This window comes from Pelagibacterium lentulum, from assembly GCF_003992625.1.
GTDB classification, from domain to species: Bacteria; Pseudomonadota; Alphaproteobacteria; order Rhizobiales; family Devosiaceae; genus Pelagibacterium; species Pelagibacterium lentulum.
Genome location: NZ_RZMW01000012.1, coordinates 1 through 17,491, shown reverse-complemented (window position 1 = coordinate 17,491; position 17,491 = coordinate 1). Strand labels below are relative to the sequence as shown.

At 63.2% G+C, this 17,491-nt stretch carries 15 protein-coding genes; 3 read left to right on the top strand and 12 right to left on the bottom strand.

The window, feature by feature from the left end:
* Positions 1–11: 11 nt before the first annotated feature.
* The 3 genes from EO133_RS04255 to EO133_RS04245 form a co-directional block, all read right to left on the bottom strand.
* A complete protein-coding gene (locus EO133_RS04255) occupies positions 12–407 on the bottom strand; it encodes a hypothetical protein (RefSeq protein ID WP_127071438.1) in 396 nt (131 codons plus the stop codon).
* A complete protein-coding gene (locus EO133_RS04250; RefSeq protein ID WP_127071437.1) occupies positions 400–654 on the bottom strand; it encodes a type II toxin-antitoxin system prevent-host-death family antitoxin in 255 nt (84 codons plus the stop codon). Before EO133_RS04250 ends, EO133_RS04255 begins: the two co-directional genes overlap by 8 nt.
* Positions 655–760: 106 nt before the next feature.
* Positions 761–1,348 (bottom strand): hypothetical protein, encoded by a 588-nt coding sequence (locus EO133_RS04245; RefSeq protein WP_127071436.1) that lies wholly within the window; start codon positions 1,346–1,348, stop codon positions 761–763.
* Between the two features lie 464 nt (positions 1,349–1,812).
* Here EO133_RS04245 and EO133_RS04240 point away from each other — a divergent pair, with 464 nt between their 5' ends.
* Positions 1,813–2,115 (top strand): alkylphosphonate utilization protein, encoded by a 303-nt coding sequence (locus tag EO133_RS04240; protein WP_127071435.1) that lies wholly within the window; start codon positions 1,813–1,815, stop codon positions 2,113–2,115.
* A gap of 13 nt (positions 2,116–2,128) precedes the next feature.
* Here the strand turns inward: EO133_RS04240 and EO133_RS04235 are convergent, their stop codons facing one another.
* The 9 genes from EO133_RS04235 to EO133_RS04195 all read right to left on the bottom strand — a co-directional run bounded on the left by EO133_RS04235 (position 2,129) and on the right by EO133_RS04195 (position 14,298).
* Complete coding sequence (locus EO133_RS04235) at positions 2,129–2,419, bottom strand: hypothetical protein (protein ID WP_248297983.1); 291 nt, start codon at positions 2,417–2,419, stop codon at positions 2,129–2,131.
* Positions 2,420–2,454: 35 nt separating this feature from the next.
* A complete protein-coding gene (locus EO133_RS04230) occupies positions 2,455–3,342 on the bottom strand; it encodes a DUF7007 domain-containing protein (RefSeq protein WP_127071433.1) in 888 nt (295 codons plus the stop codon).
* Positions 3,339–3,815 (bottom strand): hypothetical protein, encoded by a 477-nt coding sequence (locus EO133_RS04225; protein ID WP_127071432.1) that lies wholly within the window; start codon positions 3,813–3,815, stop codon positions 3,339–3,341. Before EO133_RS04225 ends, EO133_RS04230 begins: the two co-directional genes overlap by 4 nt.
* A 90-nt stretch (positions 3,816–3,905) precedes the next feature.
* Positions 3,906–5,663: a ParB/RepB/Spo0J family partition protein gene (locus EO133_RS04220; RefSeq protein WP_127071431.1), complete on the bottom strand. Its 1,758-nt coding sequence runs from the start codon at positions 5,661–5,663 to the stop codon at positions 3,906–3,908.
* A gap of 276 nt (positions 5,664–5,939) precedes the next feature.
* Positions 5,940–6,743 carry a competence protein CoiA gene (locus EO133_RS04215; RefSeq protein ID WP_164734884.1) on the bottom strand — a complete coding sequence of 268 codons (804 nt, stop codon included), beginning with the start codon at positions 6,741–6,743 and terminating at the stop codon, positions 5,940–5,942.
* Positions 6,744–7,004: 261 nt separating this feature from the next.
* On the bottom strand, positions 7,005–12,098 hold the full coding sequence (locus EO133_RS04210; RefSeq protein WP_127071429.1) for an N-6 DNA methylase: 5,094 nt from the start codon (positions 12,096–12,098) through the stop codon (positions 7,005–7,007).
* Between the two features lie 87 nt (positions 12,099–12,185).
* Positions 12,186–12,584 carry a DUF3085 domain-containing protein gene (locus tag EO133_RS04205; protein WP_127071428.1) on the bottom strand — a complete coding sequence of 133 codons (399 nt, stop codon included), beginning with the start codon at positions 12,582–12,584 and terminating at the stop codon, positions 12,186–12,188.
* Positions 12,585–12,595: 11 nt separating this feature from the next.
* Positions 12,596–13,198, bottom strand: coding sequence for a DUF1419 domain-containing protein (locus tag EO133_RS04200; protein ID WP_127071427.1), 603 nt, complete (start codon positions 13,196–13,198; stop codon positions 12,596–12,598).
* A gap of 143 nt (positions 13,199–13,341) precedes the next feature.
* The gene (locus EO133_RS04195) at positions 13,342–14,298 is read right to left on the bottom strand and encodes a DUF3991 and toprim domain-containing protein (protein WP_127071426.1); all 957 of its coding nucleotides are present in this window, start codon (positions 14,296–14,298) and stop codon (positions 13,342–13,344) included.
* 808 nt (positions 14,299–15,106) lie between these two features.
* Here EO133_RS04195 and istA point away from each other — a divergent pair.
* Entirely contained in the window at positions 15,107–16,633 is a 1,527-nt protein-coding gene (istA, locus tag EO133_RS04190; protein ID WP_127071377.1) for an IS21 family transposase, read from the top strand.
* A complete protein-coding gene (istB, locus tag EO133_RS04185) occupies positions 16,623–17,414 on the top strand; it encodes an IS21-like element helper ATPase IstB (RefSeq protein WP_127071376.1) in 792 nt (263 codons plus the stop codon). Before istA ends, istB begins: the two co-directional genes overlap by 11 nt.
* Positions 17,415–17,491 lie beyond the last annotated feature (77 nt).

Genomic DNA, 17,491 nt, shown 5'->3' with positions numbered 1-17,491 from the left:
CGATGGCGATATCAAGTGCGCTTGACAGCCTTGAGGGGAGCGGTTCGGGCCGCGTGCTTGATGGTTGCGGCGATCTCGCGGAGAAAGGCCGCGCTCACCGATCCCATTGGCTCGGTCGAAGTGAAATCGTAGTCCTTGTCCATCTCGACGCGATTGTATTCATCGAGGATGATCCAGCAGGGAGCGGCCAGTCCGATGCGGCGGCATTCCGTTTCGGGTACGCTCAACGTCAACTGCCCGGGCAGGGGTGGTTTTGAGGTGAAGGGAAAAAGGAACAGGACATCCGGATTGCCGGGCGTTCTGATGACGATGCAGACGGGACGAGGCTTACGACCGGACTCCTCGCCCTGTTGTGCTTCTCGATGCCAGAGATAATAGAACTCGGCGACGTCCCCCTGCTCAAACATCGGGCTTCTTGTTCTCGAGAATTGCGTCTATCCCCGACATGAGCTCGTTGTGGACCTCCTCGGGCGCGTCATGCAGGGAATAGGCCCTGGCGGGGCTGGGTTCACCGCGCAGCCGGTGGTATTCTCGCGCCGAAAGCACGTAGAGCTTTTCCTTGCCGTGCTTGGTCAGCACGACCGGCTCGATCAGGGCCGCCTCCAGGATTTCTCCGGAGGATCGGTTCATTTCCGAGAACGTGAACTGCTTCATTGGGCAACTCCATCGTTTCACGTAAAGTAGGTAATTTACGTCATTTGGTCAATACCCCACGCGGATATGAAGTAGAGCGGAGCCGAAGCTCCGCTCTGACGATCCGCTATCCGAGAGCCGCCATCTGGAGTTCGGCCGCCTTGCGGTCGACGGTCTGGCCGGGGTTCTCGACGGCACGCTCGAAAGGCTTCCAGCCTTCGCCGACGACGGTCTCGTAGGCTGCGACGGCGCCCTCGGCAGCCATCCGAAGGGCATGGGCCTGAATGCCCATGTCGGCCGCGAATTCGCGCTTGCGCTGGGCGGCGCTGTCAAAGCCGACCGGGCCGTCGAGGTCCTCGTCGCGGGCGTCGTTGGCGGACTTGGCCGTGGCATCGCGGGCCTCGCTCACCGCGCGCGAGTAGAACTGGCCGGCGCCATGGGCGGAACCGACATAGGCGCCGACGATGCGCTGCAGATGGATCTGCATGGCCCGGTCGCCCAGCCCCTCGCCGAGGCTGTCCGCCGTCTCGATGATCAGGCGTTGATGCAGCTCACGGATGCCGTCGCTATCGAGGACGGGAAGGCCGAAGCTTTCCGAGATCAGCGAGGCCTGCGCACTGTCGGGACAGGCGAGCCGGACCATTTCGAGGGTCGTGCCCTTGCGGAACTGGACGACCTTGGAAGAAGAGCGGGTGGTGCGGGCGGTTCTGGTCATGTGGGTGGTCCTTTTTCTTTGCCCAAGGCTCGGACCGGCCCCGTGCCGGTCTTCCCTTCGGGTGCGGTCTCGACAAACCGGCGGGACGGCGGCGGCTTCAGGGTCCGGGGGCGCCAGGGGCGAGCAGGCCAGGTTTGCGGACCAGCAGGGCGATAGCCCTCGCGAAGGACGCGGGGCCTGGCGTGCCGAGACCGGCGGGCCCGGCCGCACCGCGGCGCGGAACGCGGCCTTGAAGGCGACGCCCGCCGGTTTAGACCGCTCCAGAACCCGAGGGGATGACCGGCCACGGGTGCGTGAGCGGACCGGCTGCAACAGGAAAGGACCGGGAACAGGATCGCACGCGTCACACGGTTCTCCCGGATGACGGCTTGACCGCACCACGCCCTGATCTGATCCGGCCTGCCTCAACCTCAACTGTGACATGAGGATTGGCAAGCAGATCCGCATCTGCGATAGCGGCATCCATGAGCAGCGATGATGATGACTATGTCTATGACGACGTGACGGGCGAATGGCGGCCGGCCGCGGAGCTTGCCGCTGAAGCCGCGGCAATGAGTGAAGTCCGTGACGCCTCCGGCACTGTGCTGGCCGATGGCGACGCCGTGGTGCTGGTCAAGGACCTCAAGGTCAAGGGCGCCGGACAAACCCTGAAGCAGGGCACGGTCATTCGCGCGATCCGCCTTACCGACAATCCCGAGGAAATCGATTGCCGGCACGACACCATCAAGGGCCTTGTACTGCGCACGGAGTTCGTCCGTAAACGCTGAGTGCGGCCTGCGATCAGGCGGCGCGCTCGTGGTGAAGGTGCTGCCGCGCGCGCAGAGCGGCAATCGCCCGGTCCTGCCGCGCGAGCTTGCGCGACAGGGCGTCGATCTCGGGCTGCCGCTCGGCGGTGAGCGCTGCCAGATGCGACCGATAGCGTTCAAGGAAGGCCTCCGGATCAGGCGCCTTCCCACATCGATAGGCCGTCCGCTTCGGTTGGAGCCTGGGGATCAATGCCGTCATGCGGCGGATAATCTGAAGATCGATGATGTCGAGTTGACGCTGGGTCTGGCGACGGGCTTCCTCCATGCGGAAGAGCTGGCCTTCGATATCGGGGCGGATACTCACTTCCCCCTCCCCTGCCATCCGATGAAGCTGGATGGGCCGTCATAGGGCCGGTGCCGCGATTCATCGACGATGAAACCGAAGCGGCCGACACGGTACTCGCCGGACGGAACAAGGAATCGCCGTTCGTCCGCGCCGCGCTCGCGCTTGCCGCCCCGCGTTGCAACGACTTCTGTGAAGCCCGGATGGTGATCGGACCGGATGGCGGATATGACGATCCAATCGCTGGCATGGTTCCGGTAGAAGGCCAATTCGTCCTTCCTTCGGGATTCCCCAGGTTGGAGCACGGTACCGGTGATCGACTCCCACGCATCGGGAAAGCCGTCCTTGATGGTGCGTTCCGCACAGCGCCGCTCGAAGGCAGTGAACAGATGCGGGAAGGTGATGGCGACGATCGACCAGCACGCGTCCTCTTCGTAAAAGCCATCCGCCGCGCGCAGCAACGGATGGACTTTGGCATTGCGCTCTACCGAGAGGTGGAAACCACCGTGACCGGCGGTTGAATGGCAGATCACGCCTTCGGCAAAGACGGTGGCGCCCTGCGACGACCCCCACGGCGTATGTGCCGAGGAACGAATATCCCGGCGCCCGAGTGCAGCCTTCTCTTGGGTGTGCTCGGCCTGTTCGAGCACCTTGGCACGGAAGGCATCTTCGTCGGCGAGTTCACCGGAATGACCGTAGAAATCGTCACGGGTCCATTCGGTCATCGGGCGACGGATGCGCCAGCCGGTAACGAGATAGTGGCGGCCATCACGCGCCGGCGCCATGGCGAAGGCATGATCGCCGATCAACGCCACCAGCATGCCGTCGGCGCTGCGGCCAAACAAAACCCCCGGCGTGCCGGGGGTGGTGTGTGTGGTGCCTGCAGCACAAGAGTGAGCGCTCATGCTGCTGTCCTTCCCTCAACTTCATCGGCCGCAACCTCATCGGCCGTTGCCTCGTCGAGGACCGCATTCGGATAACCGTGCCGGGACAGCCATTCCTCTGCCGCCGCGCGATGCGGGGCCAGATGGACGAGTTCTGCATTGTCCCCGGCCCGGTCGAACACGCGCACCGAACCCACGGTGGGCCGCTCGACGATTGCGAACTGCAGATCCGACTCCACCGAGAAGGTGCGATGCACACGGATGGCGATCACCCCGCCCGCGCCAAAATCCGCTTCATGCAGGGTGAAGCAGGCAGCGAGCGCAATAGTGCCATTGCCCTGCTCGCCCTGTTTGCGGATCAGCCGGCCCTGGCTGTTGTTGTTCCGCCAGGCCGAGAGCTTCTTGCGGTGTCGCTCCGGCGGGCGTGGTGTGCCGTCAGACCAGGCAATGATGGAGCCGATCGGGGCGTCGTCGAAAATGGTGAGTGCGGACATCTTGTCCTCCTGTTCGTGATGGTGGAAACGAAACCGCCGCCGGGACGACCGGCGGCGGAGAAGGGCATTCGAAAGGGAAAAGGAGAGCCGTTACTCGGCGGCTTCGCGAAAACCCTCGGAGTAGTCTTCGTCGCCTTCCTCATCGGGGTCGCGTGTGGCGACGGCCTCGGAGGCCGGTTCGACGTGGTCGTGCATCGGCTCGACGGACACATCGCCGCCGGCCTCGTCCTGATCGGGCAACGAGCCGTCCCCGCCGTCTTCGTCATCGTTGACGCTATGGTCGGTGAGCCATTGGCCGAGTGCGGTCGCGTCTGGCGCAAAGAGCGCCGACGGATGTACGAAATGCCCCTCCTTGAAATGCTCGACCAGAGCCGCGCGGGTGTCCTTGACCCGCTGCCGCGGCAGAACGGACGTGCCTTCGCACGAGGCTTCCAGCGCCGGGCGTGACAGGCAGGAGAGGAACTCCTCGGTGCCCATATTGGCGAGGAACCCGTCCGCACCGACGACCTCGCCGGCGACAAGCGCCAGAATCCCCGACTTGCTGATATTCTCCCGGCACGAGAGCACATCGATCAGCACGCCACGGATGGCAATGCGCAGCGTGTCCATGTCGAAGGCGAGCTTGCCATCGGAATCGAACAGTGCCGCCGCATGCCGGCCAAAGCGGTTCCCGAACCGGAAATCGCCGCCGGCGCCGGAATCGACGCGCACATTCTGGCCGGCAAACGCCAGGACGAGCAGCGCCATCAGCGTGTCGTCCTCGATCGGCGCCCGCGACAGCGCCTCATGCAGGGCATCGGTGCGCAGATCGCCGATCATGTCTAGCCCCAAGCGCGTGACATCGGGACGGGGCTTGGACACCACAACGGGTTCATCGACAGCCTCCGGTGATCGGCCCTTGCCCTTGGCCTTCTTCCTGTCTTCGGGCATGCGGTAGTGGACCGTCTGCACCTTGCCGTCCCGGTCCAGATACATGGCCGCGTGGTCGGATTTTGCCGGCTTGCCATAGACCCGCTCCGCCTTCTTGGGCAGTTCCGGGTGGCCCCAAGTGTTGGCTTCGGTGATGATGCCCTTTTTCGGCAGGTTCTGCGTCATCCATTCCTGCTGGGCGCCGAGAAAGGCCTCGACATCCGTGGTGTAGCGACTGTCCTCGTCGGCGGGCCTGAACAAATCTTCGACCCAGGCGATGCCGTAGGCCGCAGCAAGATCGTCGCCAAAGCTGGCATCGCGCGCATACATGCGGGTCTTGGCAAGGCCATTGGCGAGGCTCCACCAGGAGATTTGGGGATCGCCCTTGGAAGGCTTGTGCGCCTTCCAGACTTCCTTCTGCTCCTCGAGCGAGGCGGCAGCGATGGTGCGCAGCTGCTGCTCGTTCGGCATATCGCCCTTGGCCATATGATCGAGCATGGCCGGCAGCACGTTGGCGAGCAGGCGCAGCTTCCTGATCTGGCGCACGGGCAGAGCCAATGCGACGGCGATCGCCTCCTCGGTCCAGCCGAGCGCAACCAGCCGCTCGATGGCGCGCCACTGATCGACGGGGTTGAGGTTCTCGCGGGCAATGTTCTCGACCATCGAGCGCATGGCGCCGCCATCCTCGGCCGCCTCGCCGACAAGAACCGCGATCTCCTCAAGACCCGCCGCGATCGCCTGCTTGACGCGCCGATGGCCGGACTGGATGAGATAACCATTACCGCCATCGGCCTGCGGCGCCACGACTGGCGGCTGCACGATGCCGACAGCCTTGATCGTTGCCAACAGCAGCGCGTCGGACTGCGGGTTCGACTTCGAACGGCGGGCTCTGTCGGGGTTTTCCACGAGCGAACGCGGATCGACCAGCTTGATTTCCATGAGGGATGCTCCTGTTCGGGGTCGGGAACCGGCACCACGCCGGTCCCTGTCTCGTCTTTTTCTCCAAGACTTCCCCCGGCCAGCGGAGGGGGCGGGCCGGTGCAATTGCGGCCGAGCATCCCTGCCCGGCCGGACCAGCGGGGCTCGTGAGCCCTGCGAGAGGACGACGGGCCGGGATCGCGTTTGCCGCGATTGAGCGCCAGCGTCAGCGGCTTGCCCGATCTGCGAGCGGGCCATCTTTCCCTCTCTTGCTTCTTCCCGCCTCCCCTCCTGGGTCTAGAACCGCGCCCTCCGCCGTCGTGGACCCGATCCACGAAAGCGCCATGACGATCTGACCGCGACGCGGCGTGCGTCGAGCCTTGCCTGGGCGCGGAACAACGCATCAATTGTCTCGACGATTCTTCGGGAGGCGAGGATCTGCGGCCGCCGATGCGCGGCCTGGACCAATTGCCTGCGAGGCATCGCGATCACTACCGCGTTGCCCGCCGCGCGGCCGGGCAGCAATCCCCACAGGACCTCTCGGTCGGCGGGAGCGCGGGGACCGGATGGCTCCGTTCCCGAAAAATCGAAGAAGACGGGAGCACGACTGTCGAGCCAGTCTTGCGCGAAACACCCGTCGGGAAAGGGCGTTGTATAGATGCCTTGCCACGCTGTGAGCCGGAGTGATCGCCGGCCTTCCTCGAAGCGCGGACGATCGCGCTTTCTGCGCGTGGCATCAACGATCCACGCCAGATTTGGATAGAACGCCTCGCGCGCGCGGCGCTCGTCAGGACGAATATGCGAGTGCTGGAACTCAAGTACGAGTCCATGCTCTGTCCGCACATCGGCGATGTGTTTCTCGCCTGAGCTCGCGCGCAGGAGGACCTCCTGCCAGTCTTTGGGGAACCGCATTTTCCAGTTCCGGTGCCACGGCGTTTCCGGCTCCCACCAGGAATCGCAGTTTCGGGCACCCCGATGCGCCCAATGATGAACACGATAATCACCGCATTTCGGGATCATCGCCTGCCCGCAGCCGGGACAGGTACCGGAAAGGCCGGGTTCGGCTTCGCGCCGTTCGTCTCGTACCAATGCGTACCGCATGGAATCTCCATATGGGTTGAGGCGACCGCCATGTTGGCAGCAGCCAGATTGTTCTCTTTGATGGAAATCGGTGCGCAGCGCGGCCAGCATTGGCTGGTGCTGTTTCTTTTTATCTTCGGCGTTTCGGGCAAACCCGATCGCCGGTTATCAGGACGGCTTCAATCAATGTCCGGCGCCGTCATTAGCTCGGACCGCACGAGGGTAGCGCAATGGCCCCACCAGTCAATGCCCTGCGGTCTTGACTGGTGGGGGCCAAGCCGGTCACGCCGCTCGTTGCTGGTCGATGGCATATATTCGCTCGCCATCAGCCGAGAGTGACGTCTCGATCCCGGTCAGTTCCAGGCGCTTGGCCGCCAGTTCGTCGGCGAAGGCGAATTGGCCACCCAGCCGGGAGCGATAGGTGGAGAGGCGCAGCTCGGCGTCGGCCAGCTTCCGGCGATACCGGTCCTGCTCGCTTGCGAAACCATCGAGCGCATGCTCGAGGCGGGAGATGGCGCCGAGTGGCGTCGTGGTCACCGGGAGTTCGATCTCGTAATCGGCGCCGGTGCGCATCAGCATGGTGGTGTAGCGATAGCCATCCTTGCCGAAACGCTCACCGGCATATTCGAGGTCGAAGCCGCCAAGCGAGGCGATGACAGCATCACCCTCCTGCTGGAGCTGCACGAGGGTGAGAATTTCCTTCATCAGCGCCCGACCGGCGGGTTTGCGCTCGGTGAACGACTCATTGCCGACCACCATTTGGAACGATTCGCCCGTCGTCGGCACCAGCCGCTCGATATCCTGCCCGATCTCGCCGATGCGCCGTGTCGCATGTTCGATGTCCCGTTCGGCGTCGCGGATCTGTCGGCGAATGGCAAACTGATCGTCCTGATGCGCCGCCCGGAGGCGCTCGAGACGGGCGATATCGGCCTCCAGACCCGCCTTCTGCATCAAGCGTGGATCTCCGCTCGCAATCGCCTTGGCCATGGCGAACTGGTTGGCCTGGCCCTCACCCAGATCCTCAAGGCGGCGGATTGACGTGTCCCCAGAAAGCGCCGCGGCAATGAACCGGGCCTTGCGCTCGTTGTTCTGCCACATCTGTGCGTCCATCGAGCCCTCGGTGGCATAGGCAAAAATGTCGACGACATCGTGCTGGTTGCCCTGCCGCAGAATGCGGCCTTCCCGCTGCTCGATCTGCGAGGGCAGCCAGGGCACATCGAGATGATGCAGTGCCTTGAGCCGGAGTTGGGCGTTGACGCCGGTGCCCATCGTGTCGGAGGACCCGATCAGGAAGCGGACCTTGCCGGCGCGGACATCGCCGAAGAGCCGCTGCTTGGCCTCCGACTTCTTGAAATCCTGCATGAAGGCGATTTCCGTCGCCGGAACGCCCATACGGACCAGTTCATCCCTGATCCAGCGATAGGCCGAGAAGCCACGGCTCTTTTCGACACTGATGGTGCCGAGATCGGAGAAGATCATCTGGGCGGCGCCGGTCAACTCGAACGGCTTGCCGTCGGAGCGGGTATAGGTGCTCTCGGCCGTTTCCGTCCAGATGCGGTAGGCATTGGCGATCAGGTCGTTGAGCTTGTTGTCCGGCTCATGGTCATTGTCGGGATCGACCAGCCGCAGATCGATTGCCGCATGACGGCCATCGGTGATGACCGAGAGCAGGATGTCATCGCCGGGCTCGGGTGGACGGTCACGTTCCTCGATGGCCTTGATGCGGGCATCGAGCACCATCTGGTAGCGCTTGAAGGCGGCGGACGGTTTTGACGTCCTGATCTGGCGTGCGCCCGTCGAGAGCGCGGGGACCTTCACATAGTCTCGCAGGTCCTCGGGCATCACCACATCCGCGAAGGAGCGGAACATGGCGATGAGTTCAGGCACGTTGACGAAGGTCGCGAACCGCGTCACCGGCTTGTATTTGCCGCTAGGCTGCAGCTCGAGCTCGGTGGTGACATCGCCGAACGTGCTCGCCCAGGCGTCGAACTCGTGCAGGCCGCGCTCCGCGAGTGCTGCATGGCCGAGATACCGCTGCACCGAGAACATCTCGCCCAGCGTATTGGTGATCGGCGTGCCCGAGGCCAGCACGAGTGCGCGGCCTGCGTTCTTCGTCTCGACGAAGCGCGATTTCACGTAGAGGTCCCACGCCCGCTGCGAGCCGTTCGGATCGACGCCCTTGAGGGTGCTCATATTGGTGGCGAAGGAAAGCTTCCTGAACTCCTGGGCCTCGTCGACGATGATCTGGTCGATGCCGAGCTCGGAGATGGTCAAAAGATCGTCCTTGCGGGTCGCCAGCGACTCCAGCCGTTCTTTCAGACCCTCCTTCAGCCGCTCGAGCCGCTTGCGCGACACGCGGTCGTCGCTGTCGACCTTGGTGAGCAGGCTCTCGTAGAGCTCCAGCTCATCGTGGACCATCTGCTGCTCGAAGGCAGAAGGTACGTCGATGAATCGGAAGGCCGAATGGGTGATGATGATGGCGTCCCACTTGGCCGTCGCCGCCCGCGACAGGAATCCGTGTCGCTTGTCCTTGGTGAAGTTGGTCTCGTCGGCGACGAGGATGCGGGCCGTCGGATAGAGCGCCAGAAACTCGCGCGCCGCCTGCGCCAGACAGTGTCCAGGCACAACCATCATCGCCTTGGCGATCAGCCCCAAGCGCTTCTGCTCCATCACGGCCGCCGCCATGGTCATGGTCTTGCCGGCACCGACGGCATGGGCGAGGTAGGTGGAGCCCGCCGAGACGATGCGCCAGATGCCGCGCTTCTGGTGCCCATAAAGAGAAAAGGCGCCAGAGGCGCCCGGAAGCTGCAGGTGATCCCCGTTGAATTTTCGCGGGGCAATGTTGTTGAACCTATCGTTGTAGACCCGCGCAAGCCGGTCGGTGCGATCGGGGTCGGACCAGATCCAGCTCTGGAAGGCGGTCTTGATCTTTTGAAGCTTCTCCTTGGCCGCCTCGGTGTCGACGACATTGAGCACCCGTCTCTCGCTGTCACCGTCCTTGATGGTGTCGAAGATCTGCGGCACCCGGCTGTTGAGGGCATCGGCAATCAGCTCGCCGGCATGGCGGCGCTCGGTGCCCCATTCCGATGTGCCGGCGGCCATCCAGCCCAACTGCCTTGCCTGCACGGTCCATGACGCCAGTTCCGGCATGTGGTGAATCCTGATTTCCGCACCCATCGTCTCCTTGACGAAGGCAACGACGTCGGCGGCCGGTATCCACGGTGCGCCGAGACGGGCGGTGATATCGGAAGGTCCAAGGTCGGCGGGCTGGACCTCGACAAGGGCCCGGACATTGCGTTCGAAGGCCGGATCGAGTGCCGCGGCAGCTTCGGCCGCCTTGAGCTTGTCGCGGACTTGGCCGGAAAGATAGGCATCGGCCGTCTGCCATGACCCGGTTTCGGGATCGCGGAAGATGGCGTCGCCAAGTTCGGCAATACAGGTGTCCACATCGGCATGCAGCAGCTCTGCAATGTGATCGACATCGACATGGCCGCGCTCGTTGAGCACCACAGCCAAAGCATCCGCCGCGGAGGTGATGACCGGCGCCGAGGGCGGCGCGATGACCCGGTCGGAAAAGATCGGGCCGGGCTTGGCTGTATTGGTCTCGAGGTCATAATCCTCTATCGAGGCAACCAGCCAGCAATCCGGGTCATCCAGAAAAGGTTGCAGATTCGGCCGGCGATGGGTTTCGCGAACCTCGCCGGTTTCGGCATCTTCCGAGACAGAGACCGTGGTAAAGTTGATAGGGCCGAACTCACGCACGAAGTTCGACCAGGCGATACGCAGCTTGATCTGCGCCGGCTTCCAGGGCTTGTCGAACTCCTGGGCGTTGAGGACCTCGCGCACGGCCTCACGGATCGGGATCAGTTTTCTGATGATCCGGGCGTGCTTGTCGGAAATCCCCTCATGACCCCGGCCCTTGCGGATCACAAGGGCGACGGGAACACCGTCGATCATCTGCATGAGGGCAGTGTTCCTGGCCACAAAGAAGCTGCCCTCACGAACCGAACCGCTCTCGGGAACCTCACTGCTCGGCCGATCGGCATCATGGTCAGCATCGAGATCGACCTCTTCCGGCTTGCCGTCGTAGATCGCTTCCGGCAGGAGGGAGATCGCGGCGTCGAGCGCCTGCTCCAGATCGACATCGGGTCGCGGAAGGCACGTATAGGCTTCCCCGAACGGCCCCGACGTGGTGGCATGGGTGCCGAGCACGAAATCGGGATGGCGCGCGAACCAGCGGTTCACCCGGATCGCGGGCTCCTCCCCATCGGCGGGACGAACCTCATCGAGGTCGAGCCAGGACAAGTCGCCTATCGGCTCGTCCGGCTTTCGCTTCCGGAAGAAGAGGATGTCGACAACGACGTCGGTGCCGGCATCCGCCCGGAAACTGCCTTCGGGCAGTCGGATGGCCGCAACGAGATCGGCTGATTTGGCGATGTGCTCGCGCGCGGTGCTGTCCGCCTTGTCAAGAGTGCCGGAGCTGGTGACGAAGGCCGCCAGCCCGCCCGGCTTCAACAGGTCGATCGACCGGGCGATGAAGTAGTCGTGGAGGCGCAGCCCCATCGATCGATAGGCTCGGTCGGAGCGCACGGTGCGGTCGGAGAAGGGTGGATTGCCGATGGCGAGGTCGAAGTTGGCCGGCAGATCGCTGCGGGCAAAATCGGCGTTGACGATGCGGGCCCGCGGTTGCAACAGCCGGACGATACGGGCTGTCACGGGATCGAGCTCGACGCCGGTGACATGGACAGCGTCCCGGAAGGTTTCCGGCATCAGCGCCGGGAACAGGCCTGTGCCAATGCCGGGTTCCAGCACCCTGCCCCCGCGCCAGCCGAGCCGCGCGAGGGCGGACCAGATCGCCCGGACGATGTATTCCGGTGTGAAATGCGCATACTGCGTACAGCGCGCGAGCGACGCATACTCAGCTCCGGAGACAGCCTCTTCGAGATTGATGCCGATCTCGTTCCAGCCGTCGCGGAAGGCGTTCTCGCCGGGTCGACGGAAGACACAATTGGCAAGGTCCGAGGCCCCGAATCCGGTGAACCGGATCAATTGCGCCTGTTCGTCCGCCGTCGCCGGACGGTCCTGCGCCTCGATCTCGGCTGCGAGGCGAATAGCCGTGAGATTGTCCTTCGCTCGGCCCTTCCAGCCCTTCGCGAGGGTGCGGCTGCCGGAGAGATAGAGATTGACGCCTGGAGCCGATGTCGCGGCTAGCCGTACCGTCGATGTCGTCTTCGGCGCCGGTGCGGCCGTCGGCGGGTCGTCATCGATGTCGTCGGCGGAAATATCTCCGCCGAACGCCGTGACGCCAAGACCGAGGCCAGGCGAGAGCGAGGTGTTGCCCAAAGGCGAGAGCGTGAAGGGATCGTCGTGGGACATTGGGATTTCTCCATGTGCGAATGCGTGCGAAAGCGCCCAGCCGATCGGGTCGGCTGGCGACGGCAGCGCATTTCTTTTTGGGGAAGGTCAGCGGGTGATCAGCGAGAACCTGATCTCGGTCTCGCTGAGCCACACCTGCAGGTGTGTCGCGCGGAAATTGCGGTCGAAGTCCGGGATGAGCTGGTCGGCCTCGATGAATTCGATGCCGTCATCGCCCCCGAACCAGCGGCGCTTGTAGTCCCACCAATCCGGGTTACCGGCGGGGTGGCACTCTGCGGAATAGATGACGAGGGCCTTCTGCCCCTCGCCAAGCTTGCCATTGGACATGATGTAGACGCCCTGGTCCCCGACCAGCCACAGGCCGGGCTTTTCGCCCTCGCCTGGGCGGGTGCCGTAATAGGGATTGCGGAACCCGCCATTGGCGGCGGCATCTTTGATTCCGCGTTCGATGACCTTGCGAACGCCGAGGATGGGAAAGGTGAACATCTCCTCGCACCTCACGCCGCTTGTCTGTTGGGCAGGTGCCGCAGATGCACCGGCAGCTTGGCCTGGATTTCGTCCTCGGTGAGGTCCTCCAGCAGCTTCAGCGCTGTGCCGGCACGCCGGCCATAGACAAGGACGGTGCGCTTGCCGCGATGCTCGGGCATCCAGCGCTCGCCGGCATAGCCACGATAGTCGTCATGGGTCGCACTCCAGATGTGTTCGAGCCGCTCCTGATGCGTCATTGCCTTTACCGGCCAGCTTTCGCGTTCGACGATGGCGTTGCGCATCTCGACCGGGGACCGGGCCTGCAACAGATCGCAATAGCCGTGGAAATGCCGCGTGCGACCGTCGATCCTGAGCGTATAGAAGATGCTGGTGATCGAGGCGGTAAGGAACTCGCGCAGGGCGAACATTTCCCCGCGCATCCAGAGCGGCGGCAAGATCTCCAGCATGTAATCGTGCTCAGGCGGGGCGATCTCGAACCATTCGCCGCAATAGAGCGCGCCGTCATCGCCATCCCAACGGTTCGGCCGTTGCGCATGGCGATCAAAGAGGCGGAACATCTGCCGGCGGTCGGCGACGCCCTGATAGATTTTGCGGATCGGAGAGACGGTCATTGGCGGCTCCTTTGGCCTTGTCGGGCCGGAGCGCGGTTCATCCCTCGTGGATCACCATCATCTTTCAGCCCTTCGATGACCCCTCCACCCCGGCCGCCTCTCCGTCCGGGCGGGTCAAGGGCCGGCGTCAGCCGGGCGAAGCTTCACCCTTGACGCGGCCGGCGGGCATGCGGCAGGCCTTTTCCCTCCTCCCTCTTCTCTTTTTCCCTCACCTGCTCGCGCAGCGCATCGTTCCAGTCCTCGGCTGGCGGCGTCAGTCGGAACCAGTCGCAGTCGACCTCTTCGGCGATCTCACGAAGGCGTTCGGCGAACACTTCGCCCTGGCTGTTGGCGTCTGTCGCCGCGACAAGCTGCGTTCCCGGCCGGGCGGCGAGCAGACGGAGGGCATCGGACGTGGCCGGCGACCAACCACCCCCGGCGCTGAGATAGAGGCTGCCCTCCCGCATGCCCTCGATTGCGGCAAGACTCATAGCGTCGATCGCCGCTTCGGTTACGCAAAGGCGAAGGGCGTCCCGCTGGCCAAGGCGGAACAGCACCTTGGCCCCGCCCGAGGCAAAGCCGCGCCAATCGGGTCCGCGTTCCTCCCAGCCGGTGACGGCGCCGTCGATATCGGTATGAGCGGCCCACATGCTGCCATGGGGACCTTCCCGCAGCAAATTGGTGGAGATCGCCATGCGGATGATGCGCTCGGGCAGACCGCGCGCGTCGCGCAGATAGCGCCAGGTTGCAGAACCCCGCCAGGGTTTGCGGCGGGACGACCAGCGTTCGGGGATAGACAGGTCCGGCGTGCGATCATTGGAATCCCGCTTCCAGACCGGTTCCGAAGGCACGAAGCCGACCAGGCTGGCAACCTCGTACATGGCGTCCACGAAGCGCACGCCCTGCAGGTGTTCGACAAGGCTGAACACGTCGCCCTTGCCCTCGCCGAGCGGGTCGAACCAGCCCTTCCCCTCATGGATGACGATGATAATTTCGCTCTCGCGGCGATATTTGATCGCCTTGCGCGTGCTTTCCTTGAGGTCGAGCGCGAACCCCGCCTCTTCCAGCACGGCGTTACAGGGCACCTTCCCCCTCAACTCTTCCAGATCTGCTTTTTCCATTCTTCGTGCCAGCACCTCTCGTGCTCCTCTTATCCGATTCCCGCTCCCGATCATTCGGGGGCGGACACCGGAGGCCGCGAAGAGCAAGGCGGGCAAGGGCGCGGGGGTCAATCCGGCAATTGTGCCGGTCGACAATGAAGCGACCGCCGCGGCGTCAGCTTCCCTTGCGCGTTGCAGCACGCAAGCGGCACGGCGCCTCACTGGACGGCTGCGACGCTTATCTGGTCGACGATGTGCTTAAGTGTTGGGGATGGCCGTCTCGAATGTGCCCCCCATTTCCTTCCCCCCGTCAGGGATGGCCGCCCGAATGGGTGAAGACCCATTTGGGGCTTCAGCTCCGCCAACAGCCCGGCCCAGAGGGGACGCCAGATCGGGCGGCTGTCGTCCTGGAAGTGATTCTTTTGTCACGCATCGAGCGCCATGGGGATTGACCATGAGCGACAGGGTCCTCAGATCGCCTCAGACGTAGTGGCAAGCCGACGCTTGGGGCAGAGCCGCCGTCGCCAAGCCGGTCGCCGAATGGCGTGTTCGGGGCTGAACGCGGACGGGCAGCTTCTGGGCGTCAACTGCGAGAAGCGGATGTTAGACTCGGCCGGGCTACCCTAATACCTGGCCAAACACGCGCGATTCTAGCCTGCGGAATAGCTGTCCGTAGCAGCACCTCCGCTGCGTGCGCCCGTTCCATCCCTGTCGCCTGTTGATTTCCACTGAGAAGTGACCCGGTTTTGGGGGGTATTTTCACTGAGAACTGACCCATGTTTGAACGCTATCCTGCTCGTTTTGGGCGGGAGTTTATGGAGTGTTGGACATGGCGTTTTTGAGCGTTATCCGGCGCTGGCATTTCCGAGACGGCCTATCGATCCGGGAGATTGCACGGCGCACGGGTTTGTCCCGGAATACCATCCGCAAATACCTCAGGGCTGAGGCTGTCGAGCCGAAGTTTCGTGTTCCCGATCGACCGAGCAAGATCGATCTTTTCGCCGAGAAGCTTTCCGCTTGGCTGCGGTCTGAGAGCCGCAAGCCGCGCAAACAGAAGCGCACCATCAAGCAGATCCACGCTGATCTCGTGGCTTTGGGCTTCGATGGCTCTTACGGCCGTGTGGCAGCCTTTGCCCGCCGTTGGAAAGAGGAGCGCCTGCGCGAACAGAACACGACCGGAAGGGGCGTGTTCGTTCCTCTGGCCTTTGATCCCGGAGAGGCCTTCCAGTTCGACTGGAGCGAGGACTGGGCGCAGATTGGAGGGGAGCGCATCAAGCTTCAGGTGGCCCACACCAAGCTCTGCTACAGCCGAGCCTTTGTCGTGAGAGCCTATGTGCTCCAGACCCACGAGATGCTGTTTGATGCCCATAACCAGGCCTTCAAGGCTTTTGGTGGCGTTCCGCGTCGGGGGATCTACGACAATATGCGAAGTGCGGTCGACAAGGTCGGGCGCGGCAAGGTGCGTCAGGTCAATGCCCGGTTCTCGGCCATGGCTAGCCACTTTCTGTTCGAGCCCGAGTTCTGCAATCCCGCAGCCGGCTGGGAAAAGGGAATGGTGGAAAAGAACGTGCAGGATGTTCGTCACCGGCTCTTCCAACCCCTGCCGCGTGCAAACTCGCTCAATGAGTTGAACCTCTGGCTCGAGCAGCGCTGCGTGGCCCTATGGGAAGAGATGGCTCATGGCACCGAACCGGGAACGGTTGCCGATGCATGGAGGGTTGAAGCCCAATATCTGATGGCCGTGCCGCGGGCCTTCGATGGGTTTGTTGAGCACACCAAGCGCGTCTCGCCCACCTGCCTGGTTCACCTCGAGCGCGTGCGCTATAGCGTACCCGCCTCGTTTGCCAACAGACCCGTCAGCGTCAGGGTCTATCCAGACCGCATCGTTGTTGTCGCCGAAGGGCAAATTGTTTGCGAGCACACGCGGATCATCGAGCGGCATCATGGGGCCGGGCAAACTGTTTATGATTGGCGTCATTACCTGGCCGTGATCCAGCGCAAGCCCGGTGCATTGCGCAATGGTGCACCCTTTGCCGAACTGCCGGCAGCGTTCCGTCACCTCCAGACCCATCTTTTGGGCAAACCCGGTGGTGATCGGGAGATGGTCGAGATTCTGGCCCTCGTTCTTCATCATGATGAACAGGCAGTGCTCGCAGCTGTCGAGATGGCGCTCGACGCCGGGGTGCCCACAAAGACCCATATTCTCAATCTGCTGCACAGGCTCATCGATGCCAAACCGGGAACCGTTCCTCCGGTCCAGGCGCCGCAGGCGCTTGCCCTGAGCAAGGAGCCGCAGGCCAATGTCGAACGCTACGACACCCTTCGCACTGATCGGGAGGTGCGCCATGCGTCATGATCCGGCAAGTGCAGCTCTGGTCATCATGCTCAAGAGCCTTAAAATGGCAGGCATGGCTCAGGCGGTCAGTGAACTCACCGAGCAGGGTTCTCCAGCCTTTGAGGCGGCTGTGCCCATCCTCTCGCAATTGCTCAAGGCTGAGATGGCCGAACGCGAGACGAAGTCGATCGCCTATCAGCTCAAGGTCGCCCGCTTTCCCACCTATAAGGATCTCTCGGGCTTTGAGTTTACCAGCAGCGAGGTCAATGAAGCTCTGGTGCGTCAGCTCCATATCGGCGCCTTCATCGAGAAAGCCGACAACGTCGTCCTCCTGGGTGGTCCGGGAACAGGCAAGACCCACATCGCAACGGCCCTGGGCATTCAAGCCATCGAGCATCATCGCAAACGGGTGCGCTTCTTCTCAACCGTTGAGCTGGTCAATGCGCTCGAACAGGAAAAAGCCCAGGGCAAGGCCGGTCAGATCGCCAACAGGCTCATTCATTCCGACCTGGTCATTCTCGATGAGCTCGGATACCTGCCGTTCAGCGCGTCTGGAGGCGCCTTGCTCTTCCATCTGCTCTCAAGGCTTTACGAGCGCACCAGCGTCATCATCACCACCAATCTGAGCTTTGCCGAATGGGCCAGCGTGTTCGGGGATCCCAAAATGACAACGGCATTGCTCGACAGGCTCACCCATCATTGCCACATCCTCGAAACCGGCAATGACAGCTTCCGGTTCAAAAACAGCTCGGCGAAAACCGACAAAACCAAAAAGGAGAAAACACCGAACTTGACCACGTGACCGAACCCAAATCATATCAATGAAGCGGGTCAATTCTCGGTGAAAAAACCGGGTCACTTCTCAATGGAAATCAACAG